The sequence below is a fragment of the Streptomyces capparidis genome, from assembly GCF_054782095.1.
Genome location: NZ_BAAGTD010000004.1, coordinates 86515 through 109407 on the forward strand (window position 1 = coordinate 86515; position 22893 = coordinate 109407).

The following is a 22893-nucleotide window of genomic DNA, read 5'->3' on the forward strand; positions in this document are numbered from 1 at the left end:
TAGGGCGGAAGTACCGTATGAAAATCGTCGAGTGGCTTTCCCGTCGGAAGTCGCGCTCGGCCGACGGACGGGGGCATGCGCTTCCGTGTGAAGTAACGGGTCCAAGTGAAGCAAGGGGCTCCTCGCCGGGCCATGGCCGCAGGGGAATGTCAGTCGAAAGGTGGATTCTCGTCCCTCGATCGAGTCTTTGTCGACTTCCTCGGGTTTGAGCTGGAGAAAGGATTACCATCTGAAAAAGCTGGGTGCCGTTACTTTTCGGCGGCGTGTTTGGCAACGGCGCACCGCAGCGTGTTCCGCTCAATTCCTCGCACCGGCGGCTCCGATCTTCCCCTGTGTCCTTTCGGGGATTCCCTGGACGCCACGTGAAGTGTCCGCCTAGCGTTTTTCCTGCCGCCGGACAGCGATGATCCGGGGAAGAGCGGGAGAGCGATGACAACGGATGCAAAGGCCGACCGGGCGGTTTGCGCGGCCCGGGAGGAGAACCGGCGGCTGCTGGCCGACGTGGCCCGGTACGCGGTCGCCTTCCTGGACGACGACCGGCCCGTGCGCGCGTCCGAGCCCGAGGCGCTCGGCAGCCTGCTCGGCGGACCCCTGCCGGAAGAGGGCCACCCGCCGACGGCCACCGTCCGCAGGCTCGTGCGCGCCGGGGAGGCGGGCGCCCTGGCCTCCGGGGCGCCCCGCAGCTTCGGCTACGCCGTGGGCGGCGCCCTGCCCGTCGGTGTCGCGGCCGACTGGCTGACCGCGCTGTGGGACCAGTGCGCCGTCTTCCACGACCTCAGCCCGCTGGCCGCGGTGGCGGAGGAGGTGTGCGAAGGGTGGCTGACCGACCTGCTGGGACTGCCCACCGGCACCGTGATGGGCCTGACCTCCGGATGCACCACCGCCAACCTGGTCTGCCTGGCGGCGGCCCGCGAACACCAACTGCGCCGCGCGGGCTGGGCGGTGAACGAGCAGGGCATGACCGGCGCGCCACCGCTGACCGTACTGGTCGGCGCCGAGACGCACGTGTCGGTGCTGCGCTGCCTGCGGCTGCTCGGTCTCGGCGGCGCGATCCGCCAGGTGCTCGCCGACGCCGAGGGCCGTATGGACATCGCCGACCTGCGCCGCCAGGCCGCCGCCGCGCACGGCGGGCTGATCGTGTGCGGCCAGGTCGGGTCCATCAACTGCGGTTCGGTGGACCCGCTGCGCGAGGCCGCGGCGGTGGTGCGCGCCCACGACGGCTGGCTCCATCTGGACGGCGCCTTCGGCCTGTGGGCGGCGGCCTCTCCCAGCCGACGCCGGCTGCTGGAGGGGGTGGCCGACGCCGACTCGTGGTCGTGCGACGGTCACAAGTGGCTCAACACGCCGTACGACTGCGGGCTGGCGTTCTGTGCCCGCCCGGCTCCCTTCCGGCAGGCGGTGAACATCCACGCCGACTACATCCACTCCACCGCCCGGACCGGGCGGGACCCGATGGACTACCGGATGGAGATGTCGCAGCGGGCCCGCGCCCTGACGCTGTGGGCAGTGCTGCACCACCTCGGCCGCGACGGTGTCGCCGCCCTGGTCGACCGCACCTGCGATGCCGCACTCCACCTGGCCCGGCAACTGTCGGAGGAGCCGGGGATCGAGCTGCTGGCGCCCGTGCGGCTGAATCAGGTGCTGGTGCGGGTCGGCGACGAGGACCACACCCGCCGGGTGGTGCGCCGGCTGAACGCGGACGGCACCTGCTGGGTCACCCCGACCCAGTGGCAGGGCAGCAGCGCCGTGCGCCTGTCGGTGTGCAGTTGGCGCACCGATCCGCAGTCCACCGAACCGGCCGTGGCCGCGTTCCTGGCCACCCACCGCGCCGAGCAGCAGCTCGGCCGTCACCCACAGGAGACACGATGACAGCGACCCCGGCGCCCCGGCAGGTGCCGACCGGGTTCGTGCTGCCGGAACTCACCCCGGTCCACGACGTGAACTGCCCCGAGACCCTCGAACAGGCGGCGGGCGTCCTGACCGCGGCCTTCATGGATGACCCGGTCATCACCTGGATGGTGCCGCGGGACCTGGCCGAACGGCAGACGTACATCCACGGCTTCATGCGCGCCTGGACCCGGTTCATCGTCGACCACGAGGGCCGGGCGGTGATGACGGCCCGCGGGGACGCGGCGCTGGTCTGGGAGCCGTGGACGCGTACGGTCGCCCTCACCGGCGACGACGAGCGCGCCTTCCGCGCCGAGGTGGTCGCGATGACGGGACCGGCGGCCGAACGCTGCCTCCACCTGATCGACGTGCTCGACGCGCACTACCCGCCCGATCTGCCGCCGCACGTGCACGGCGCGATGGCCGCGGTGATGCCCGGCGCCCAGACCCGGGGCGCCATGCTGCGACTGGCCATCGAGATGCTGCGCTACGTCCACACCCGCAAGCTGGGCATCTACTGCGAGGCGTCGTCGGACTCCAGCGCGGCACTGTGGCAGCGCCTGGGCGCCACCCCGGTCGGGGAGCCGATCCCGCTCCCGGACAGCGAGGCGGTGCTGACCCCGCTGTTCATCAGGCCGGAGGAGATCGCCGCGCACCCGCGGCTCCCGCTCATTTTAGCGGCCCTGGACGAGGCCGGCGCGTGACAGCGCCGTGCTGCGCCCGTGGCTGACCGGGTGCCCGTACACGGCGCCCGCCGGCCCGTCGCGCCCGCCGCTCCGGACCACCCCGCGCCCGCCGAGCCGGCGGCGCCCGGCTCACGGGAGCGCGACCCCGCCCCGCCGGTGGACCCCGGCGGGGCGGGCGCGTCCCCCCGCCCGGGTCCTGCGCCGTCTCGGCGACCACGAGTAGGTGCCGCACGCGGGCGAGCCCGTCATCCGACCCTTCGCACCGCCCCTGTCCCCTCGTTCAGGGGCCGCACTGAAGGGTCATGTCGTCCAGCCGGACGAACTGCCCGTTCCCGTCGTGCTTGCCGAAGATCGCCTGGACGTACACGGTGTCCACGCCGCTCAGGTCCACCGGCCGGGTGGTGATGCCCTGGTAGCCCGAGCCGCCGAGCCAGGGCGCCGCATCGCCCGGGAGCAGCCGCCAGCCGTCGGGATCCCAGATCCGGAGGCCGACCTGGGCCCCGCCGGCCACAGGCTGGGCGAAGATGCGCGCGGCGCAGTTCTCCCGCTCCTCCCAACCGGCGACCGACACCGCCCTTCGCTCGGCGGCCCACCCGCTGACACATCGGCGGTGACGGCCAGTCCCGCGGCGGCGAGAGCGCATCCGGCAGCGCGCGTCGCGGTGGCCCATCGTCTCCGCCGGGAGGAAAGGAAGCTTCGCACAGCACGTCCTCTCGTTCGTATCCGCCACTGCCCGGCGCGGTCGTCGCGTACGGGCCCGACGGCAGTGAGACTGGCACGCGCAGCGGCATGCGGGACATCCCGAACATTGGGGATGCCGGACCGCCTTGGGGCGCGACCGCCAGGTGACGGACCCCGGCGCGGCGGGCGCGCGTCGCGGTCCGCCCGAGTCAGGAGATCGCGGCCAGCAACCCGTCGCGGCCGTCGGCACCGGTCTTGCGGAGGACCGCCTTGATGTGGTCGTTGACCGTGTGCCCGGACACGCCCAGACAGCGGGCGATCTGCTTGGGCGCGGTGCCCTCGCGCAGATGGCGAACCACCTCTCGCTCACGGGCCGTGATGCCGTACCAGTCGCAGAAGGACGGCAGCAGGTGCTCGCCGGCCGCCGCGTGCACCACGACTGCCGTGTCCCCGCGGCCGTCGCCGTCGAGAGGCTGCGCCTGGCACGCCACCCAGCGGCCGTACACCGCCGCGGGACCGATCAGCGTCGCAGGAGCGGCCGTCCGCGGACGGTGGCTTTGCCGGCGCGCGTACAGGGCCAGGCCGGTGAGGAACGATTCGCCGACCCACTGCGGCACCGGGACCCGGCCGCGGAACTGCTCGTCCCAGGGCTGCACCTGGGGCGTGCCCGCGCGGAACGCGCCGTCGGCGCCGAGGACGACCACGCCGGGCGGCAGAGCCGGAACGGTGGGGACGAGCGGGCCTTGGCGCACGTAACCGCGCAGGAAGGACACCAGCGCGGGCACCAACCGCGCCGCACGCCGCGCATCGGCTTCGCCGAACGGCCGAGCGCCTCGGGACCGCAGCAGGCCCAGCATGCCCCAGGGCCCGCGCGCGTCCCGCAGCAGCAGCCGCAGTTCGCCGCCGACGCCCAACGCCGCCAGCGTTCCCTCCGCCGGCCACTCCCGCGCTCCGGGTGCCGCGGCGTTCCCGGCCCCGAAGTGCGCGATGTCGACAGGCACCGGGCGCCGGGCGAGCGCCTGCGGCGGGCAGAGGCCCTCACCGGCGTAGAAACGGTGCATCAGGGCCCGGCCGATGTCGGGTTCGACGCCGTGCCAGAAGCTGAAGGCCGGGACGCCGAAACCCACGGCGGGGCTCGTGGCGACCAGGGTCACCGCGTCGTGCGGCACCGACGGCGCGACAGCCCGTGACACGGCCTCGCCCAACTCGTCCCCGTTCGCCCCCTGCCCCAGCACCGCGGACAGTTCTCGTCCCACCCGATCCGCCGCCTCGGTCACCCGCCCAGTGTCGGGTGCGCCGCCCGGCCGCGGCAACCGGGCGGGTGACGGCTCAGGGAGCCCGCACCGCCCCGGACCGCGGTGGACACGCCGCCCGCCGGCCGGCGGGTCCCGGCCCGCGGCGGAGCGGCCGGCCACGCCGCGGACCTCACCGTCGCCCCCCTCGTCCCCGTCACCGCGCGGGGACGTCCGGCCGTCCGCGAGTACGGCCCCGAGCCGTGCCGGCACCGACACCTGCCGGGCGTCCGTGGCAGCGTCGTCCAGACCGACGTGAGTGACCGTGCGGGTCACCGCGGCCATCCCCCTCGTCCCCGCCGGCGCCCGGCTCGGCTCCCGGCTCCGGGCCACCGCACCACGCGTCCGGCGGCCGCCGAGCCGGCCGCCGGTCGAAAGTACGGCCGCCGAAAACGGAACCGTGCTTTGGGCCGATGCCGGCCAGAACCCGGAAATCCCAGGCTGAGCGCATGCCGAATGCGCAATCCCCTCCGGTTTTCCACGCGGCGGGCCTGACGAAGAAGTACCGCCGCCGCGGCAGGCCTGCCCTGAGCGACGTGAACCTCACCATCCCCTCCGGCCGTGTCATCGGCCTGGTCGGCCCGAACGGGGCCGGCAAATCGACCCTGCTGCACCTGGCCTGCGGGCTGAGCGAGCCGACGTCCGGCTCGCTGACCGTGCTGGGCACACGCCCGGCGGCGAACGCCTCGCACCTGGCCAGGGTCGGGTTCGTCGCGCAGAACACCCCGGTGTACCGCTCGTTCACCGTGGCCGAGCACATGAGGCTCGGCGCGAGGATGAACCCGGCGTGGGACCAGGCCCTGGCCGAGCGGCGGATCCGCCAGGTGGGTCTGGACCCCGCGCAGAGGGCGGGCCGGCTCTCGGGCGGCCAGCGGGCGCAGTTGGCGCTGGCCGTCGCGGCGGCCAAACGGCCCGAGCTGCTGATCCTCGACGAGCCGGCGGCGGCGCTCGACCCCCTGGCGCGCAGGGGCTTCCTGCGGAACCTGATGGAGTTCGTGCTGGAGCTCGGCGCCAGCGCCGTGCTGTCCTCACACCTGCTCGGCGACATCGAGCAGGTGTGCGACTACCTCATCGTGCTGTGCGACTCCCGGGTGCAGCTCGCCGGCGACACCCGGGACCTGCTGGCCCGGCACGCCCGACTGGCCGCGCCCCGCGGCGGGTTCGGCCCGCTGCCCGCCGGGGTCGAGGTGATCGCGACGGAGCCCGGCGGCGCGGTCGTGCGCACCGGCGCCCCGCCCGCGTCGCTGCCGTACCCGGTCGAGCCCGTCTCGCTCGAGGAGCTCGTCCTCGGTTACCTGACCCGGGCGGCCGCCGTGCCCGCCGCGGGAGTCGAGACCCCGGGGCGGGGGATCCCGCGATGATGTGGCTGACCTGGCGGCAGTTCCGCGTTCAGGCACTGGCCGGCGCCTGCGCGCTGGCCGTCGCCGCCGTCTACCTGCTGTACCTCGGCGCGGACATCCGCGACGGCTACGAGCTCTACCAGGCCCATTGCCGGGGTGTGGCCGACTGCGCCCGGGCGAGGAGCCGGTTCCGCGGCGCCCACCAGAACACGCTGCTGTTCCTCGCGGCCGGGCTCGGCCTGCTCCCCGCCGTCATCGGCGCGTTCTGGGGCGCGCCGCTGGTCGCCCGGGAGCTGGAGAACGGCACCCACCGGCTGGTGTGGAACCAGAGCGTCACCCGGCCGCGCTGGCTGCTGAGCAAGGTCGCGCTCGTCGGCCTGGCCGCGATCGCCCTCACGGGCGCGTCCGCGGCCCTGCTCACCTGGGCGGCCCACCCGTTCGACGAGGTCGTCGGGGAGGAGTTCAGCACCTTCGTGTTCGGCGCGCGCAACATCGCCCCCCTCGGGTACGCCGCGCTGGCCTTCACCTTCGGCACCGTCGTCGGGCTCCTGCTGCGCCGGACCCTGCCCGCGATGGCGGTGACGCTCGTCGTCTTCCTCGCCTTCCAGTTCTTCTTCCCCAACGTGGTGCGGCCCGGCCTGATGCCCCCGGAGAAGGCCACGCTGCCGATGACGGCCGAGACCATCAACGAGGCGCAGAGCCTGGGGGACATCCGCGGCGGCCCCGTCATCGGGGGCGTGCACGTGCCGGGTGCGCCCGGCGCGTGGATCGCCGACACCAGCCCGCTGCGCACCGCGGACGGGAGGACCCTCGACGGGGCCCGGTTCAACGCCTGCCTCGACAGCCCGCCCAGGACCGGCGCGGGCGGCACATTCGGCGACACGGCGGTGTGCCTGGCCGAGCTGGACCTCCATGTGGATGTCCGCTACCACCCCAGGAGCCGCTACTGGGCGTTCCAGTGGCTGGAGACCGGGATCTATCTGGCGCTGAGCGGAGTGCTCACCGCGTTCGGCCTGTGGCGGATCCGGCGCCGGGCGGGCTGACCCCCGCCCCGCCCCGGGCCGTCCGGGCGCCGCCGGGAGTTCCCCGGCGGCGCCCCTTCCCTTCCCGTGGGAGCCGGAGGGCTCACTCGGAGCCGCTCTCGACGATGCCGTTCTCCCAGGCCCAGACGGCGATCTCGGTCCGGTTGCGCGCCCCGAGCTTGGTCTGGATCGCCGACAGGTGGCTCTTGACCGTGCTGAGGGAGATGAACAGCTCGGCGGCGATCTCCTGGTTGGTGCGACCGCGCGCGATGGCCCGCACGACCTCCAGCGCGCGTGCGGACAGCCGCGGCGACTGCCCGGCCCGGCCGCGGGGCGCCGCCCCGGTCCCGTTCAGGTGCTTCAGCAGCCGCAGGGTGACCGAGGGCGAGACCAGCGCCTCGCCGTTGTGCGCGGCGCGGACGGCCTCGATGAGCAGGGCGGGCCCCGCGTCCTTGAGGACGAACCCCGCCGCCCCGCCGCGCAGCGCCCCGTACACGTACTCGTCGAGGTCGAACGTGGTGACCACGACGACCCGCAGGGGATCGGCCACCTGCCGGCCGGCCAGCGCGCGGGTGACCTCGATGCCGTCGAGCTTGGGCATCCTGATGTCCACCAGGCACACGTCCGGCCGCAGCCGCCGGGCCATCGCGATCGCCTCGGCGCCGTCCTCGGCCTCCCCGACGACGGCGATGTCGGGCTGGTCCTCCAGGATCAGCCGCAGACCGCGGCGGATCAGCGCCTGGTCGTCGGCGAGCAGGACGTTGATGGCCATCACAGCTCCCTGGGGGGGACGGGCAGGGTCGCCCGCACGGACCAGCCGGCGCCGGGCCGGGGACCCGCGCTCAGCGACCCGCCGAGCGTCTCGACGCGTTCGCGCATGCCGATCAGACCGTAGCCCCCGCGGTGAGGGGACCCCGCGGGGTTCGGCGGGGCGTCGTCGGCGACCTCGACGGTGACGGCGTCGGCGCGGCGGCCGACGGTGACCTCGACGCGGCGGGCGCGCCGCCCGTGCCGCAGGACGTTCGTCAGCGCCTCCTGGACGATGCGGTACACGGTGCTGGTCACCTCCGGCGGCCACTGCGTGTCGTCGTCGGGCATGCTCAGGCGCACCTTCGGGCCCCGGCGGCTGAAGCGCTCGACCAGCGCGCTCAGGCCCTCAGGGCCGGGCGAGGCGGGCGCCGCGTCGTCGGTGTCGCGCAGCAGCCCGACGACGCGGCGCATCGCGGCCATGGCCTCGGTGCCGGCGGCCTCGATCTCGGTCAGCGAGTCCGGCACCTGCTCCGGGGCCCGCCGCGCGACCACCTGGGCGGCCTGCGCCTGGATCAGCATCCCCGTGAGGTGGTGGGCCACGATGTCGTGCAGTTCCCGGGCGAGCTCCAGCCGCTCGGCCCGGCGCACCCGTTCGGCGGTGGCCCTCGCCCGGCCGTCGAGCATGCGGAGCGACAGCCCGACCCCGAGGGCGGCCAGCCAGGCCGCCGCGGCGATGACCAGGACCGCCGACATCGGCCGGGCCGCGAACTGGACGGCTACCACCAGCAGCCCGGCGCCCGCGACGGCCCCGGCCCGTACCGCCGGCAGAGCCCGGACCGCGGATCCGATGAGCACCGCGAGGCCCAGGGCCATGGCGGGGCCGAGCCCGGCGGGAAGCCGGGTGCCGGGCAGCAGCGGGACGAGGACCGCCAGCAGGGCCACGACGAGACCCGCGACCGCCGTCCAGGTCCGCTCCCGATGGCGGATCAGCGCCAGCCCGCACACCACCGAGGCGGCGGCGCCACCGGGGACCCAGGACGCCGCGCCCCAGGTCTGCGCGAGGGCGAGGGCCTGGACGGCGATCGCCGAGAGGAACGCCGTGCCGAGCCCGACGGTGGAGACGACCCCGACCCATCGGTCCGACCTGGTCACGTTGATCACATCACCCACTCCGCGCCCGTGCTCCGCGCCGTCCGGCAAGGCCGCGGGCACTACGACCGCGGCAGGCCGGCCCGGGACGCCCGCGGCGCCGGGGCGTCGGGGCGCCGGTCGCGGTCGAGGCCGCGCAGCACCGGGCCCGCCACGAGGGCGGCGGCCATCCCCATCGTGGCCAGGCCCGTCACGCCGGTCCATCCTTCGAGCCAGGTGACCCCGGTCACCACGGCCCCGCCCGCGGCGATCCCGGCGGCCGACGCCCTCGGCAGCCCTCTGATCGCGGAGCCCACCAGCACCGACAGCGCCAGCGCCGTGACGGGCGCGGGCTCCTGCGGCAGCCTGTCCCCGGCGACCACGGACACCGTGACCGCGACGGCCGACACGGCCAGGCCCGCGACCGCGGCCGGCGCCCTGCACCGCTCACGCGCCAGCGCGAGACCGCCCACGACGACCGACACGGCGGAGCCGAACGCCCAGGAGGCGCCGCCCCAACTCACCGCGAGCATGCACGCCGTGAAGACGATCCCCAGGGCGAACACGACACCGAGCCCGATGTTCAACGCCACCCCAGCCGGCCCTGCCGGCCGATCCCCGGTATCCATGCCGCCCAGGCTAGAAAGCGCAAGCGCGCCGCGTACCGGCCGAAAGTACGGAACAGCGCCGACGGAGCCGCACTCCGGACCGGTTCGCGGGAACCTACGAGTCCGCGTCCTGCCGGCGGAGACCGTCGAGGATCACGTGCATCAAAGGCCGTGCCGTTGACTCCCACTGATCCCGGTCCAGCCGGCCGAGGTAGGCGATGAGCAGGAGGACCCCGTCGGCGTCCACGTCCGTACGGATGGAACCGGCCGCCTTCCCGGCGTCCAGCAGATGACCGAGGGCGCCTTCGATGGGGTTCCGGCTGTCGGCGACGAGGTCCTGCCACGCCGCCGGCTCGAGCGCCGCCAGGACGCCGCGCTTGATCTCGGCGTAGTCGATCACTCGGTCGAGCCAGCGGCGCAGGGCTTCCACGGGTTCGTGCTCCGCCAGCAGAGCGGAGGCGGCGCTCACGAGTTCCTCGACGTCGCGCCGGTAGACCTCGGCCAGGAGCGCCTCGCGGTTGGGAAAGTGCCGGTAGAGCGTTCCCTGTCCCACGCCGGCGCGCTTGGCGATCTCGTTGAGGTGGACGTGCTGGGACTCGGCGAGGGCCGAGCGGGCGGCCTCCACGATGCGGGTCCGGTTCTGCACCGCGTCCGAACGGCGTGCCGACGCGCTCATGGGCCTCTCCTGACGTTCCGCCTACAACAAGTGGACACGTGTCCGGTAGGGTGGGCCAGGCATCCGGACACGTGTCCACTTTACTTGGAGGCAGCAGTGCTCTCTCTCCACCCCAAGGCCGTCGCCATCACCGGAGCCAGTGGCGGCATCGGCGAAGCCACGGCCCGCCTGCTCGCCCGGCGCGGCGCCGCGGTCGTCCTCGCGGCGCGCCGCGGCGAGCGCATCGACGCCATAGCGCAGGACATCCGGGAGGCGGGGGGCCGTGCCGCCACCTGCGTTGTGGACGTCACCAAGGCCGAGGACCTGCGGCGCTTGGTCTCCACCACCACCGACCGGTACGGCCGCATCGACGTCCTGGTGAACAACGCCGGCATCGCCCCCATCAGCCCCCTGGCCGACCTCGACACCGAAAGCTGGTCGGCCATGATCGATGTCAACCTCCGCGGCGTGCTCAACGGCGTCGCCGCCGCGCTGCCCGTCTTCCGCGAGCAAGGGGCGGGCCACCTGGTCAGCATCGTCTCCGTGGCCGGCCTGTCCGTGTCCCCCTCGATGGCTGTCTACGCCGCGACCAAGAACGCGGTGCGCACCGTCCACGAGGGGCTGCGCACGGAGTCCACCGACGGGGTGGTGCGCACGACGGCCATCTCGCCGGGATACGTCCGCACCGACCTCGCCGACTCCATGACGGACCCGCGCATCCGCGAGCGGACGCGCACGGCCATGGACGCGATGGGCATCCCTCCGGCGGCGGTCGCCCGCGCGGTGGCCTTCGCCATCGAGCAGCCCGGCGACGTCGAGATCGGCGAGATCAACGTCCGCCCCACCGTCCAGGCATGACAGCCCCAGCCGTCCGCCGCCACCCGCCGCCGCGCCGTCAGGACCCCTCCACCACCGCGGAGGTGCGGCGTGACGCGTGGCGACCTCGGAGCCTGCCCGGCACGTCGGGTGAACGCGGAGTGGCCGCGGTCGGTCCGTGAGCTGAACGGCGTCCAACGGACGAAAAGGTGGCTGCCGCGGACATGCGATGTATAGCATGCGAGCCGGTCGCGTCGATCGTGACCAACCAACGGGGTGAAGGGCTACACATGCGTTTTGTACCGCGTTTCATGAGGCGGTTGAGCCTGCTGGCGGGTGTGACGGCGGCAGTGATCTTCGGAGCCGCCCCGCCGGCGGCCGCCGCGCCTCCGGAGAACGTCGGCTGGCTGTACACGGAGACCCGCACCGGCGCGGTGTTCTTCGACGCCGACCTCGAGGGATACCCGTCGTACGAGAAGATCACCGTGTGTGACAACTGGACCGACGGCCGCGGAATCGAGGCGTACCTCCAGGGATCCCCGCCGAGCAATCCGGACGGCCTCGTCGACTACACCTTCCAGGACCCGTCCAACGACGGCAAGTGCCGTTCCTGGGCCACCAACTACTTCGCCGACGGGACGCGCGTGTACGTCGAGGTCTGCGAGTACTGGGGCGAGAACCGCGAGAACTGCCGCTGGGCCGCGGGCGTGGCGTAGGGTCCGTCGTCGAACGCGGGTTGAGCAGGGGGCGGGAGGGAGCCGGCGGCATGCCCGCCGGGCGGCTCGGATGCGCTGCGCATCCGGCGTCTCGGACATTCTCCGGAGTGCCCTCCCGCCCCCGGCCCCCCCGGGGCGGAGGCGCGACGCGAGGCTGTGTGCCGGCGCACCGGCATTCAGCGGGGGCAACTGCCGACGCGTGAGAGGATCCCGCACCCGAACCGAAACCCGGCTCGAACGACGGAGCCCGCCAGGGTTGTGCGCCCGCTGACCGGCGGAAACCGGGCGCAGGACGGACGGCGTCGCCGCGATGCCGGGCCAGTGCGCGCACACCTCTGCCCCGCCTGCGAATGGGGGTCAGGTGCTTTTCCGGGTGTAGTGGTCGCGTATGTGCCGGTCGTACTCCGCGGCCGGCCCAGACCCATCCGGGCGCGCCGGGCGTCGAGCCGGTCGGGGTCGGTGACGGGGTGTCGGCGCAGGTTCGCGCCGTCCGGGTCGCTGGTGTACTGGGTTCCGTACACCTGCGGCTCACCGCTTCGGACCAGGACCCGGTCGGTGAGGTAGGCGAGGTGGCGTGGCAGGGCGTCCCCGGCTTCGACAGCGTCCCGGAGGAGGTCGAGCACCTGGCGCTGGAATGCCGGGTCGTGGACGGCGTGCTGGGCGAGGAGCCACGCCTCGCCGGCCCCCTGTTCGCCGACCAGCGCGATCCCCGGCCATCCGTGCTCCGCGACGACCTGTTTGAGCCAGGTGGTGTTGTCGGTGTCGATCCGGCTGAGATCGCCTCCGTCGCCGGTCTTGAGCATGCGGTGACGGGCGGCCTGGTCTGCTTCCGCGCGGCGGTGAAGCTCGGCGGCGAGGTCACGGTCCATCGTCACTCCTTGGTCGTGCTTCGGTGCGCTGCTGCGCGGCACGGCACGGGACCGGCCGGGGACGCTTCGGCGATGCCGGCCGCGCTACTGGACGACGACCAGCGCGCGCGAACCCAGGTCTCGCCTCGAGCGAATCACGCGACGCAGCACCACGCCAGCCTGTGCTCGATGCCGAGCGGTCCGAGCCGCTGGACCGGCCGGACCCGGCCGCCCGCGAGGCCGGTGAGAGCTGGGTGGCAGCCAGCCGCCGCACGGGCCTGCCCCCTGGCAGTGGGGGGCCGGGCCCGAGGCCGTCGGGCCTGCGCGTCCGCGGTGCCCGGTCGACGACGGGGGCACAGGTATCGCAATCCACCTGCCACCGAGCGGCTGACAGAGCGCGGCCATCTCACCACAGGAACTGGGCCACAGCCCGAAGAGCAACAAACAGATGTCCACCACTTGCCGGTGGTCAGTGGTACGCGGCTGTCGCGATCTCGGTGAAGGATCGGATCAACGGATTGGTGTCACCCTCGTTCCACACCGCCACCACTCGGCTCGGCGGCATGTCGATCAGCGGCACCACGGCCAGCTCCGCGGGCAGGTCGTGTCCGAGCGGGGCCAGGCCGACCGTGCCGTTCCACAGCACGGCCTGCACGCATTCCTGGACGGCGCGCACCACCGGGCCCTCGCGCGGCCTGCCGCCGTTCCAGTACGACTGCCAGATGGGGTCGGTGCCCTGCGGGAACTGGAACCAGCGGCGGTCGCTCAGCTCGGCCAGCCGCAGTCCGTCGCGGCGGGCCAGCGGATCGTCGGCGCGCAGGACCACGCCGACCGGATCGGTCCGCAGCGCACGCACCGTCAGGGCGGTCTCGTCGAACGGCGACCGAGTCAGCGCGACGTCGACCAGTCCGGCGCGCAGCCCGCACGTCGGGTCGGTCAGATCGGTGTCGCGGACGCGGATGTCGATGCCGGGGTGTCTGCTGCGGTAGGCCGCGGCCAGCCTGGCCACTCCCGGGTCGGTGCCGTCGCCCAGGATGCCGATGGTGATGGTCGTGACGCCGGCCGCCGCGCTCACGCGTTCCCGGACGCGGTCGGCGTGGGCGAGCAGGGTCCGTGCCTCGTCGAGCAGCACTGAGCCCACCGGAGTGAGCGTGACCCCCGTGGGCGAGCGGACGAGCAGCGCGGCCCCGACCTCGGCCTCCAACTGCTTGATCGCCCGGCTCAGCGGCGGCTGACTCATGTGCAGTCGGGTGGCGGCCCGGCCGAAGTGGAGTTCCTCGGCGACCGCCACGAAGTAGCGCAGGCTCCGTAGCTCCACGCTGCAACAATACCCATGAGGTATCGGCGCGGCGGGATGGGTCTTGGACACTGGCAGAGCCCCGGCGGTGCACTGGTGAGCATGACCGAAGAAGCGAGGACCAGCGAGCCGCGGACCGCCCCCGCCGTATCGGTGGTGGGTCCCGGCGACATCGACGCGATGAGCCGCTACGCGACCGAGCCCGCCGCCGACCTCTCCTGAAGCCGACGGCACGCCCACGGCCCGGCCACCCTCCTTTCGACCGGCAGGGCGATGACGCTGCCGCCTTTCGGAGTCCGGGTCCCTCGGACGACGGACCGATCCTTCGCCACGGCTCTTCCGGCAAGCGACGCAATCGAGGGGCCGCCGTGAACCTCTGGCCCATGAACGGGGAACCATGAACATCGCCTATTGGATCGTCGCGGGACTGCTCGCGCTTTTCTACTTCTACGCGGGCACGCTGAAGGTGCTCCGCGGCCGCGACGAACTCCGACCGATGATGGCCTGGGTCGACCGGGTACCCATGCCTGCCACCAGGGCGCTGGGGACGGTCGAGATACTCGGCGCGGCCGGCCTGATCCTGCCCCCGCTGACCGGCATCGCTCCCTCGCTGGCACTGGCCGCGGCCATCGGCTTCGTACTCCTACAGGCCGGCGCGATCGCCGTCCACCTGATCGGCGAGGACCGCCGGATCGCCCTCAACGCCGGGCTCACCGTTACCGCGGCCGTGACCATCTGGCTGGCCACCGGGCTGTGATCGAGCAGCCGGGAACGGCCGGCGGGGGCCGGCGGGCGCCGGGGGCGTCCAGCAGAGCCGGCTGCCGCGGACCGCGCGCGGCAAGTTCCGCGGCAGATCATCACTAAATCGGGTGTCATATTCGTTGTTCGATATTCCCTCGGATGGTTCTGCTTCAGGCTGGTCGGGCCGCGAGAGACACATCACGGGAGGATTCGCCATGGCCATTCCGGTGCAGGATGTCATCACCGCCAAGCTCGAGCGGAAGTTCGACACCATGGACGCCAACCACGACGGCTACCTGGACTGGACGGACTACCAGAAGCTCGCCGACCGCTATGTCGAGGCCTACCGGCTGGAGAAGGACGACCGCCGGGCCAGGGCGCTGCACACCTTCTGCCAGATCTACTGGCTGGAGCTGCTGCGGCACGCGGGCGCGGAGGGGGACCGGCTCACCAAGGAGCAGTTCGTCACCGCCGCCCGCCTGGCGGCCATCGACACCAGCCGGCTGAACGTGGCCGAGGGCGGCGGCCATGTGATCTTCGACGTCATCGACGTCGACGGCGACAACGAGATCAGCAGGGACGAGTTCGCCCGCTGCCTGAGGGACGTGTGGAGGGTTCAGGCGCCCGACGCGATGGACTCCTTCACCAAGCTGGACACCGACGGGGACGGCGCGATCTCGCGGCAGGAGTTCATCCGCGCGGTGCGTGAGCACTTCCTGTCCAACGACCCGGACGCGCCCGGCAGCCTGTTCCTCGGACACCTCTGACCCCACCCGTTCCCAGGTCGCCGGAGTCCTCGACGACCGCGCGCCTTCCACGGCCGCCCCTGGAGTTCGCTCCAGCGGGCGGCCGTCGCCGTTGAAGCTGCCTGGTCTGGGCCTGCGAACGTTTCGCTCGCGAATCCTGCGCGAGGTATTGACGCCGTTCACCGGGTCTCTATGATCCATTTGGTCGAAACTCCGACTATTGTTCGATATCCCGAACGCTCCAGGACCGCACCGCAACGAAAGTCCGGACAGCACTCCGATCGGTCAACCTGAACCGCTTGCTCAAGGATTACGAGGTCCCCATGCGCAGAACACCTTTCGGCCGCAGCCGTCCATCCGCGGCGCTCGCGGCCGCCGTCGCGGCCCTGGCCGCGTTGGCGGCGATGCTCGTCGCCACCCCGGCTCAGGCGGCTACCAGTGGCGCCGTGCGCGGTGTCGGTTCCGGCCGGTGTCTCGATGTGCCGAACGCCAGCCGGACCGACGGCACGAACGTGCAGGTCTGGGACTGCCACGGCGGGACCAACCAGCAGTGGACGCTGACGGACAACAACCAGCTCACCGTGTACGGCGACAAGTGCCTGGATGTTCCGGGCCACGCGAACACGGCCGGTACCCGGCCGGTGATCTGGGCCTGCAACGGCGGTACGAACCAGCAGTGGCGGGTGAACGCCGACGGCACGATCGTCGCCGTGGAGTCCGGGCTGTGCCTGGACGTCAGTGGCGGCGCCACGGCCAACGGCTCGGCGGTGCAGCTCTGGGCGTGCAACGGCGGCAGCAACCAGAAGTGGACCGGCCCGTCCGGGACGGGCGGCACGTGTGCTCTTCCGTCGACATACCGGTGGAGCTCGACCGGTCCGCTGGCGCAGCCGTCGAACGGCTGGGTCGCGCTGAAGGACTTCACCGCCGTGACGCACAACGGCAAGCGCCTGGTCTACGCGACCACCTCTGACGGGACGTCGTGGGGCACGATGGCCTTCAATCCCTTCACGAACTGGTCGGACATGGCGACGGCCACCCAGACCGGGATGAACCAGGGCTTGGCGGTGGCGCCCAAACTGTTCTACTTCGCGCCCAAGAACATCTGGGTGCTGGCCTCGAACGGGTGGGGTACCGCCTGGCCCTTCACCTACCGCACGTCCAGCGACCCCACCAACCCCAACGGCTGGTCCGCCCCGCAGCCGCTGTTCACCGGCAGCCTCCCCGAAGGCGGCCCGATCGACCCGACCCTGATCGCCGACGACCAGAACATGTACCTGTTCTTCGCCGATGACCTCGGCAAGATCTACAAGTCGACCATGCCGATCGGTAACTTCCCCAGCAGCTTCGGCTCGTCGTACACCACGGTCATGAGCGACACGAAGGAGAAACTGTTCGAGGCTCCGGAGGTCTACCGGGTCCAGGGCCAGAACCAGTACCTCATGATCGTCGAGGCCATGGGCGCGAACGGGCGCTACTTCCGCTCGTTCACCGCCTCCAGCCTGAACGGTCCGTGGACCCTCCAGGCCGGCAGCGAGAGCAGCCCCTTCGCGGGCAAGGCCAACAGCGGTGCCACCTGGACCAACGACATCAGCCACGGTGACCTGGTCCGCAACAACCCCGACCAGACCATGACCATCGACCCCTGCAACCTCCAGTTCCTCTACCAGGGCAGGACCCCCTCATCGGATGGCGCCCCCTACATACAACTGCCGTACCGGCCGGGCGTGCTCACCCTGCAACGCTGACCCGCCCGACCCTCGGTGACCGCGATGTGGTGCGGTCCGCCGACGCGTGGACCAGCGGTTCACGGCGCCGGCCACTCCACCCGCTGACCGACACTCACCGCCTCGAGGAACCCCAGCCGCGCGCCGGCTGGGGTTCCTCTCTTTCACGCACTCGCATCGTGGGCATGGATCGAAGCCCCGATGACCCCACCGGAGATCCGCTCGCCGGCTCTGGGCGTACGGTCGCGGCGTACTTCAGGAGTGACCCGGCCCGGATGAGGTCACCTCCTGACGAGCGCCACGAGCTCCTCACGACCGCAGGCCCCGGCGGGGTGGCGCCACCGCCACTCGCCGGGCGGCTGCCGGGCCGCGAGCGCCACCTCGTCCGCGAACGCCTGCGTCATCCCCCGGAAGTCGCAGTGCGCCGTCATCATCCTCAGGCTGCGGATCCACGCGTCCGCCTCGGGGGTGCCCCCCGCACCCGGTGGTCCGCCCCCACCGTGATGACGCCGGGCGGCAGGGCCGCCGACGGCTCCCGCAGCGGCACGGACGTGACGTAGGCGCGTAACGCGCGCAGCAGCATCCGCAGCTCGCTGTGCAGGCCCCACGCCGACTGCACCTCCGCGGCCCGCCGGCCGATGCCGTCCTCGGCGTTGCTTCCGGGCGAGGGCGGTCCGATGACGCTCAGCGGCGGGCACCGCCGGGCCAGGTCCACGGCAAAAAAACGCCGGCATCCGGGAGCCGGCTCGCCCATGAGACATACGGGAATAGGGGAGCGCAATCAGCGATACACGGAACGGCGAAAAACGCGATTCGCGATACGGCCGGCCGCCATGCATTCAGTCGTGAGGACATGACCTCGCCGGGCAAGTCAAGACTTATCTTCGGGGAACCTTGACCGTATGGTGTGGCTCGAATCGAAGGAGCCCCCTGTTGTCGAAAATGAATGATCCCGCTGTGCGTGCGGTTGCATCGGAGCAGGATTATGTGTCCTCCTTGTACGAGTTGCTCGCCGAGCGGCTTTCCGAGGCGCGAGTACACCGAGCGAGTGTGCTGGAGGCCCCGGCGGACAGCGCCGGTGAGGCACACGAGAGAGAAATCGCCGCCGAGCGTCTGGCCAAGGAAATAAGCCGGCTGGAGGGCGCCGAGAAAGGTCTGGTCTTCGGGCGCATCGACCGGACGGATGGCACGGCCCTGCGCATCGGGCGGATCGGACTGCACACGGAGGAGGACGACCTGCCTCTGCTCGTGGACTGGCGCGCGAACGCGGCGCGGCCCTTCTACGAGGCGACACCGGTCCACCCGATGGGCCTGCGGCGGCGCCGGCACCTGCGCCTCGAGGAGCGCACGGTCGTCTCGGTGAGCGACGAACTGCTGGACGGGACCGCTCCGACCGACGAGGACGTCGTGGGGGACGGCCCGTTGACCGAGGCTCTGTCGGCACGGCGTACGGGCCGGATGCGCGCGGCCGTCGCGACGTTGCAGGCCGAGCAGGACGCGATCGTCCGCTCCGCCCACCGCGGGGTGACCGTGGTGCAGGGCGGGCCCGGCACCGGCAAGACGGTGGTCGCCCTGCACCGGGCGGCCTATGTCCTGTACGCGTTCCCCCGCGCCGCGGAGGAGGGTGTCCTGGTGGTGGGCCCGAACGCCCGGTTCCTCGACTACATCTCCCGGGTCCTTCCCTCGCTCGGGGAGAACGACGTCGTTCTGGCGACCTGCCGGGAACTGGCCGGAGTTCCCACGGACACGGTGGACCCGTTCGATACGGCGCGCCTCAAGGGCGGCTCCGACCTCGCCGACGCCTTGGCCGGCCTGCTGCGCGTCCACCAAGCCCCCGCCGGTGACTTCACCGTGCGGGTCGGACAGGAACTGGTTCACCTGTCCGGCGAGGAAGTCGCCACGGCACGCGACGCCGCCGTGGCGGCCGCGCCGGGACACAACCCCGCGCGCCGGGTGTTCAAAGAGCTCTTGGTCGACGCCGTCACCGACGCGATGCGACGAGACATGGGCGACCTCTTGGAGCGGATCGACGCCGATGCCGAAAGGATGACGGGCATCGACCTCGACCGGTTCACCGGAGCCGACCGGCGCCGTGCCGAAGGTGCGGCCGACCCGGGTCCGGTCCACGAGCTGGACCTGGACGCCATCCGAGCCGATCTCCTCGACGACGCCGGAGTCGACCGAGCGGTCGAGGTGTTGTGGCCGCGGCTGCTACCCGATGACCTCGTGAGGGCGCTCCTGACGAACGCCGGCGCCCTCGCCGAGCACCTGCCCCGCCTGACCGCGCAGGAGCGGTCCCTTCTGCTGCGCGGTCCGGACGACCCGTGGACCGATGCCGACGCGCCGCTGCTGGACGAGGCGGCGAGCCTGGTCGACGGCCCTCCCGAGCGGACGTACGGGCACGTCGTCGTCGACGAGGCGCAGGAACTGACCGCCATGCAGTGGCGGATGATCGTCCGCCGCTGCCCGGCGAGGGCGATGACGCTGGTGGGTGACTTCGCCCAGGCAGGTCCGGTCGCGACAGCACGCGACTGGAAGGAAGCACTGAGCCCGCACGTCGGACCGCGGTTCAAGCTGCACAATCTGACCGTCAGCTACCGCACCACGCGGGAGATCCTGGAGAGCGTCCGGGACCTGCTCACGCGGATCGCCCCGGACCAGCAGCCCACCCGGTCACTGCGGAGCGGTGACAGCCCTCGCACCGTGACCACGCCCCCGGACGGGTTGGTCACCGCGGTCGTCCAGGAACTCCGCGCCCAGAGCGCCGCGCACCCGGGTGAGCTTGTGGGAGTGATCTGCGCGGACACCAGGGTCAGCGAGCTGACGGCCCAGGGCGTCGCTCACCACGCGCGCATCGTGCCGGCGTCCGAAGCGCGCGGCCTGGAATTCGACGGAGTCGTCGTCATGGACCCCGAAGAAATCGTCACGGCCCGCCCCGGTGGGAAAAGGGACCTGTACGTAGCCCTGACCCGGGCCACCAAGCGCCTCTGCACCATCACCGCCCAGCCCGCCTGACGACTCGGCGCCCGCGTCGTCGCCGGGACGCACCCGGCGCGGTACACACACCGGCCCGGGAAGGCGGTGCCCCTCGGGTGCAATCCGGAATTCCCGGTTCGGCCCGGTGCAGGGCGATCTGCGAACGCCACAGGCTGTGGTCGGACGACGGCGAACTCGGTCAGCCTGTCGTTCATTGGACAGCCGGTCGTTCAGTCGATCGGACACGTCGCCCGGATCGCGGCGGGACTTGGGTGAGGATGCCTTCCGCTGACTTTCCTAGGAACCCTAGGTTATAACTAGAGGTACTAGGAAGCTCCAGGAGCACGGGAGAGCGCATGCCGCGGGCAGGGCTGACGGTGGAGCGGGTGACGGTCGCGGGGGCCGAGCTGGCGGACGAGATCGGGTTCGAGCAGGTGACCATGTCGCAGGTGGCGCGGCGGCTCGGTGTGAAGGACGCGAGCCTGTACGGGCACCTCAGCGGCCTGGAGGAGCTGCGCGGACGGATCGCGCTGCTGGCGGCGGACGAGAAGACCATCCGTATCGCGGAGGCGACCGCCGGGCGGGCCGGCAAGGAAGCGCTGGTCGCGTTCGCCAACGCCTGGCGGGGGTACGCCCACGCCCATCCGGGCCGCTACACGGCGACACAGACCCCGATCCGCATCGACCCCGAGCTGGCCGCGCGGGCGCCCGGTCCGCGGCGGGCGGTCGAGCTGACCTACGGCATGCTGCACGGCTACGGGCTGACCGAGCCCGACCTGACCGACGCGGTCCGGGTGCTGCGCAGCACGTTCCACGGGTTCGTCGCTCTGGAGGCCGCCGGCGGGTTCGCGCACGAGCGCTCGTCGCAGCAGTCCTGGGTCCGCGCCCTCGACGCCCTGCACAGCCTCCTGGAGCACTGGCCCCCGTCCCGAGAAGGAGACTCGTCATGACGGCCCCGACCCTCGGCAGCCTGCGGGTGCACGGCGCGACCCTGCACTACGAAGTGCGCGGTCAGGGCCCGCTCCTGCTGCTGATTTCCGGCGGAGCGGGCGACGCGGCCTCCTTCGACGGCTTCGCCGACGACCTCGCCGCCGAATACACCGTCGCGACCTACGACCCGCGCGGCATGTCCCGCAGCACACTGGACGACCCCGGCGCCGAGCAGACCGTGGCCGAGCACGCCGACGACGCGTTCCGCATGCTGGAACTGCTGGCGCCCGGTGAGCCCGCCCGGGTGTTCGGCGCGAGTTCGGGCGCGATCACCGCCCTGCACCTGCTCGTCGCCCACCCCGAACGCCTCGAACGCGTCGTGGCGCACGAGCCGCCGGTCGTGGAGGTCCTGCCGGACGCCCCCCGGCATCGCGCGCTCATCGGGCGTGTGCAGGAGACGCTCCGCGCACAGGGGCTCATGCCGGCGATGGCCGTGTTCGCCGCCGGGCTGAGGAAGGACGGCGACACCGCCGAGTCGGCCGCCGAGGTGTCGCTGCCGCCGCAGGCGGCGGCGCGCGCCGAGCGGACCATGGCCAACCTGCCGTACTTCGTGGGGCGCATCGTACCGAGCTTCATGGCCTACGCCCCGGACGTCCAGCGGCTCAGGGCGCTGTCGGACCGGCTCGTGCTCGCCTGCGGCCAGGACTCCCGAGGCGAGCTGCCCCACCGCTCGGCCGCCGCCCTCGGCGAGCGTCTCGGCACGAAACTCCGGCACTTCCCCGGCGGCCACACCGGCTCGACCACCCACCCCGCCGAGTTCGGAGAACTCCTCCGGAAGACCCTCCGCGCCTAGGGCCCGTCGTCGAACCCCCGTCCGACGGCCGACCTACCGCGGGGGCGTGCCGTCGGCTCGGGCGCGGCCGTACTCCGCGAGCGCGTGGAAGGCGGCTTTCGGTTCCCAGGGCAGGCCCGGGTACGCGGTGCCGGCGCGGCCGCCGTCGAGGACCTTGACGATGCCGAAGGACGCCTTGTCGAAGTCGCGGTCGTCGTCGTCCGAGTGCGGGAGGTCGTAGCGGGCGAAGGTGTTGACGAAGGCCGCGTCGATGTCGGACCGGTCGAAGGTGTCGAGGAGTGCGCGCAGGTAGTCGGCCTGCTCCTGTTCGTCGCGGGTGACGGGGGCGGTGAACCGCGCGGGACGGGCGCGGTCGTCCCACGCGACGACCGCCTCGCCCCGGCCGCCCGCGTCGGCGGCCCCGCGGTAGGTGGTGCAGCCGAACTCCGTGACGGCGGCCGGCTTGCCGTGTGCGGTCAGCGCCCGGAGGCCGTCGGGCAGTCGGTCGGCGGTCTGCGCGTCGCGGTAGCCGGCGTCGGTGGCGACGATGTCGAACGGCGCCCAGTCGACGCCCTCGAACGGGAGTGAGGCGTACCCGATCCGGCCGCCGAACCGGGCCCGCACCGCGGCGACCGCCTCGTCGAGGAAGGTGTTGATCCGGGCGGGCAGGCCGGGGAGGGCGGCCCTCAGCCGCTGCGGGTCGGCGAGGACGGCGGTGCGCTCCTGCGGGGTGTCGCCGGGAAGGAAGCCGGTGGTGAAGAGGGAGATCTCCGAGCCGGTGAGGAAGACGACCTCGGCGCCCGCACGGCGCAGCCGTTCGGCGCGTTCGGCGCTGTCGGTGAGGAAGTCGAGGAGTTCCCGCTGGGTGAGGCCGTTGGTGAACGGCGAGTACCAGACCTCCAGTCCGGCGTCGGCCGCGTGCCGCGCGGCCGTCTCCAGCCGGTCGCGGTCGCCCCCGGTGACGCGGACGGCGTCGCAGTGCAGTGCGTCGCGGATGACGTGCATCTCGCGGCGGACGGCGGCGGGGTCGAAGGGTTCGCGGGTGGTGGTTCCCGCGGAGGTGAAGCCGGTGTCGTAGGTGATGCCGAGGACGCGCACGGTAGGTCCCATCTTCTCAAGCCATACGGTACTGACCGTACCGTAACACTGAAATGGTGCAGGGCCCGCACGTGTCCGAGGCGTACGATGCGTACCGTGGTTCTCGGTGCGCGGAGCGAG

Annotated in this window: 23 protein-coding genes; 12 read left to right on the top strand and 11 right to left on the bottom strand. The window is 72.5% G+C overall.

Going from position 1 to position 22893, the window contains the following annotated elements; all coding sequences use genetic code 11:
- Positions 1-429: 429 nt before the first annotated feature.
- Complete coding sequence (locus ACYVO2_RS05125) at positions 430-1869, top strand: pyridoxal phosphate-dependent decarboxylase family protein (RefSeq protein WP_461006373.1); 1440 nt, start codon at positions 430-432, stop codon at positions 1867-1869.
- On the top strand, positions 1866-2591 hold the full coding sequence (locus ACYVO2_RS05130) for an N-acetyltransferase (RefSeq protein WP_461006374.1): 726 nt from the start codon (positions 1866-1868) through the stop codon (positions 2589-2591). The genes ACYVO2_RS05125 and ACYVO2_RS05130 overlap by 4 nt, the downstream gene beginning before the upstream one ends.
- A gap of 262 nt (positions 2592-2853) precedes the next feature.
- On the opposite strand, the gene ACYVO2_RS05135 is transcribed toward ACYVO2_RS05130, so the two are convergent.
- Both ACYVO2_RS05135 and ACYVO2_RS05140 read right to left on the bottom strand, forming a co-directional pair.
- Entirely contained in the window at positions 2854-3144 is a 291-nt protein-coding gene (locus tag ACYVO2_RS05135; protein ID WP_461006375.1) for a hypothetical protein, read from the bottom strand.
- A gap of 319 nt (positions 3145-3463) precedes the next feature.
- On the bottom strand, positions 3464-4531 hold the full coding sequence (locus tag ACYVO2_RS05140; RefSeq protein ID WP_461006376.1) for a helix-turn-helix transcriptional regulator: 1068 nt from the start codon (positions 4529-4531) through the stop codon (positions 3464-3466).
- A 464-nt stretch (positions 4532-4995) separates the two neighbouring features.
- Here ACYVO2_RS05140 and ACYVO2_RS05145 point away from each other — a divergent pair, with 464 nt between their 5' ends.
- A complete protein-coding gene (locus ACYVO2_RS05145) occupies positions 4996-5907 on the top strand; it encodes an ABC transporter ATP-binding protein (RefSeq protein WP_461006377.1) in 912 nt (303 codons plus the stop codon).
- Positions 5904-6929, top strand: a complete 1026-nt coding sequence (locus tag ACYVO2_RS05150; protein ID WP_461006378.1) for an ABC transporter permease subunit — start codon at positions 5904-5906, stop codon at positions 6927-6929. Before ACYVO2_RS05145 ends, ACYVO2_RS05150 begins: the two co-directional genes overlap by 4 nt.
- Positions 6930-7011: 82 nt before the next feature.
- On the opposite strand, the gene ACYVO2_RS05155 is transcribed toward ACYVO2_RS05150, so the two are convergent.
- The 4 genes from ACYVO2_RS05155 to ACYVO2_RS05170 form a co-directional block, all read right to left on the bottom strand.
- Positions 7012-7680, bottom strand: coding sequence for a response regulator transcription factor (locus ACYVO2_RS05155; protein WP_461006379.1), 669 nt, complete (start codon positions 7678-7680; stop codon positions 7012-7014).
- A complete protein-coding gene (locus ACYVO2_RS05160) occupies positions 7680-8810 on the bottom strand; it encodes a sensor histidine kinase (RefSeq protein ID WP_461006380.1) in 1131 nt (376 codons plus the stop codon). Before ACYVO2_RS05160 ends, ACYVO2_RS05155 begins: the two co-directional genes overlap by 1 nt.
- Before the next feature lie 59 nt (positions 8811-8869).
- Positions 8870-9379 (bottom strand): metal transporter, encoded by a 510-nt coding sequence (locus ACYVO2_RS05165; protein ID WP_461006381.1) that lies wholly within the window; start codon positions 9377-9379, stop codon positions 8870-8872.
- Between the two features lie 130 nt (positions 9380-9509).
- Positions 9510-10070: a TetR/AcrR family transcriptional regulator gene (locus ACYVO2_RS05170; RefSeq protein WP_461006382.1), complete on the bottom strand. Its 561-nt coding sequence runs from the start codon at positions 10068-10070 to the stop codon at positions 9510-9512.
- Between the two features lie 96 nt (positions 10071-10166).
- Here ACYVO2_RS05170 and ACYVO2_RS05175 point away from each other — a divergent pair, with 96 nt between their 5' ends.
- Positions 10167-10907 (top strand): SDR family oxidoreductase, encoded by a 741-nt coding sequence (locus ACYVO2_RS05175; RefSeq protein ID WP_461006383.1) that lies wholly within the window; start codon positions 10167-10169, stop codon positions 10905-10907.
- 269 nt (positions 10908-11176) lie between these two features.
- Positions 11177-11581, top strand: coding sequence for a hypothetical protein (locus tag ACYVO2_RS05180; RefSeq protein WP_461006384.1), 405 nt, complete (start codon positions 11177-11179; stop codon positions 11579-11581).
- Positions 11582-11757: 176 nt separating this feature from the next.
- Here the strand turns inward: ACYVO2_RS05180 and ACYVO2_RS05185 are convergent, their stop codons facing one another.
- The gene (locus tag ACYVO2_RS05185) at positions 11758-12450 is read right to left on the bottom strand and encodes a DUF6624 domain-containing protein (protein WP_461006385.1); all 693 of its coding nucleotides are present in this window, start codon (positions 12448-12450) and stop codon (positions 11758-11760) included.
- A 448-nt stretch (positions 12451-12898) separates the two neighbouring features.
- Positions 12899-13747: a LysR family transcriptional regulator gene (locus tag ACYVO2_RS05190; RefSeq protein ID WP_461006386.1), complete on the bottom strand. Its 849-nt coding sequence runs from the start codon at positions 13745-13747 to the stop codon at positions 12899-12901.
- Between the two features lie 376 nt (positions 13748-14123).
- Between ACYVO2_RS05190 and ACYVO2_RS05195 the strand changes: the two genes are divergently transcribed.
- The 3 genes from ACYVO2_RS05195 (at position 14124) to ACYVO2_RS05205 (ending at position 16958) form a co-directional block, all read left to right on the top strand.
- Positions 14124-14483: a DoxX family protein gene (locus tag ACYVO2_RS05195; protein WP_461006387.1), complete on the top strand. Its 360-nt coding sequence runs from the start codon at positions 14124-14126 to the stop codon at positions 14481-14483.
- A 199-nt stretch (positions 14484-14682) separates the two neighbouring features.
- Positions 14683-15234 (top strand): EF-hand domain-containing protein, encoded by a 552-nt coding sequence (locus tag ACYVO2_RS05200; protein ID WP_461006388.1) that lies wholly within the window; start codon positions 14683-14685, stop codon positions 15232-15234.
- A 302-nt stretch (positions 15235-15536) separates the two neighbouring features.
- Positions 15537-16958, top strand: coding sequence for a non-reducing end alpha-L-arabinofuranosidase family hydrolase (locus tag ACYVO2_RS05205; protein WP_461006389.1), 1422 nt, complete (start codon positions 15537-15539; stop codon positions 16956-16958).
- Positions 16959-17218: 260 nt separating this feature from the next.
- On the opposite strand, the gene ACYVO2_RS05210 is transcribed toward ACYVO2_RS05205, so the two are convergent.
- Both ACYVO2_RS05210 and ACYVO2_RS05215 read right to left on the bottom strand, forming a co-directional pair.
- The gene (locus tag ACYVO2_RS05210; protein ID WP_461006390.1) at positions 17219-17368 is read right to left on the bottom strand and encodes a hypothetical protein; all 150 of its coding nucleotides are present in this window, start codon (positions 17366-17368) and stop codon (positions 17219-17221) included.
- A 5-nt stretch (positions 17369-17373) separates the two neighbouring features.
- Complete coding sequence (locus tag ACYVO2_RS05215; RefSeq protein ID WP_461006391.1) at positions 17374-17652, bottom strand: hypothetical protein; 279 nt, start codon at positions 17650-17652, stop codon at positions 17374-17376.
- A 272-nt stretch (positions 17653-17924) separates the two neighbouring features.
- On the opposite strand from ACYVO2_RS05215, the gene ACYVO2_RS05220 reads away from it, so the two are divergent.
- From ACYVO2_RS05220 to ACYVO2_RS05230, 3 genes are all read left to right on the top strand, one after another.
- Positions 17925-19952: a HelD family protein gene (locus ACYVO2_RS05220; protein ID WP_461006524.1), complete on the top strand. Its 2028-nt coding sequence runs from the start codon at positions 17925-17927 to the stop codon at positions 19950-19952.
- 317 nt (positions 19953-20269) lie between these two features.
- Complete coding sequence (locus ACYVO2_RS05225; protein WP_461006392.1) at positions 20270-20863, top strand: TetR/AcrR family transcriptional regulator; 594 nt, start codon at positions 20270-20272, stop codon at positions 20861-20863.
- Complete coding sequence (locus ACYVO2_RS05230) at positions 20860-21696, top strand: alpha/beta fold hydrolase (RefSeq protein WP_461006393.1); 837 nt, start codon at positions 20860-20862, stop codon at positions 21694-21696. The genes ACYVO2_RS05225 and ACYVO2_RS05230 overlap by 4 nt, the downstream gene beginning before the upstream one ends.
- Positions 21697-21729: 33 nt before the next feature.
- Here the strand turns inward: ACYVO2_RS05230 and ACYVO2_RS05235 are convergent, their stop codons facing one another.
- On the bottom strand, positions 21730-22773 hold the full coding sequence (locus tag ACYVO2_RS05235) for a hypothetical protein (protein ID WP_461006525.1): 1044 nt from the start codon (positions 22771-22773) through the stop codon (positions 21730-21732).
- Between the last annotated feature and the right edge of the window lie 120 nt (positions 22774-22893).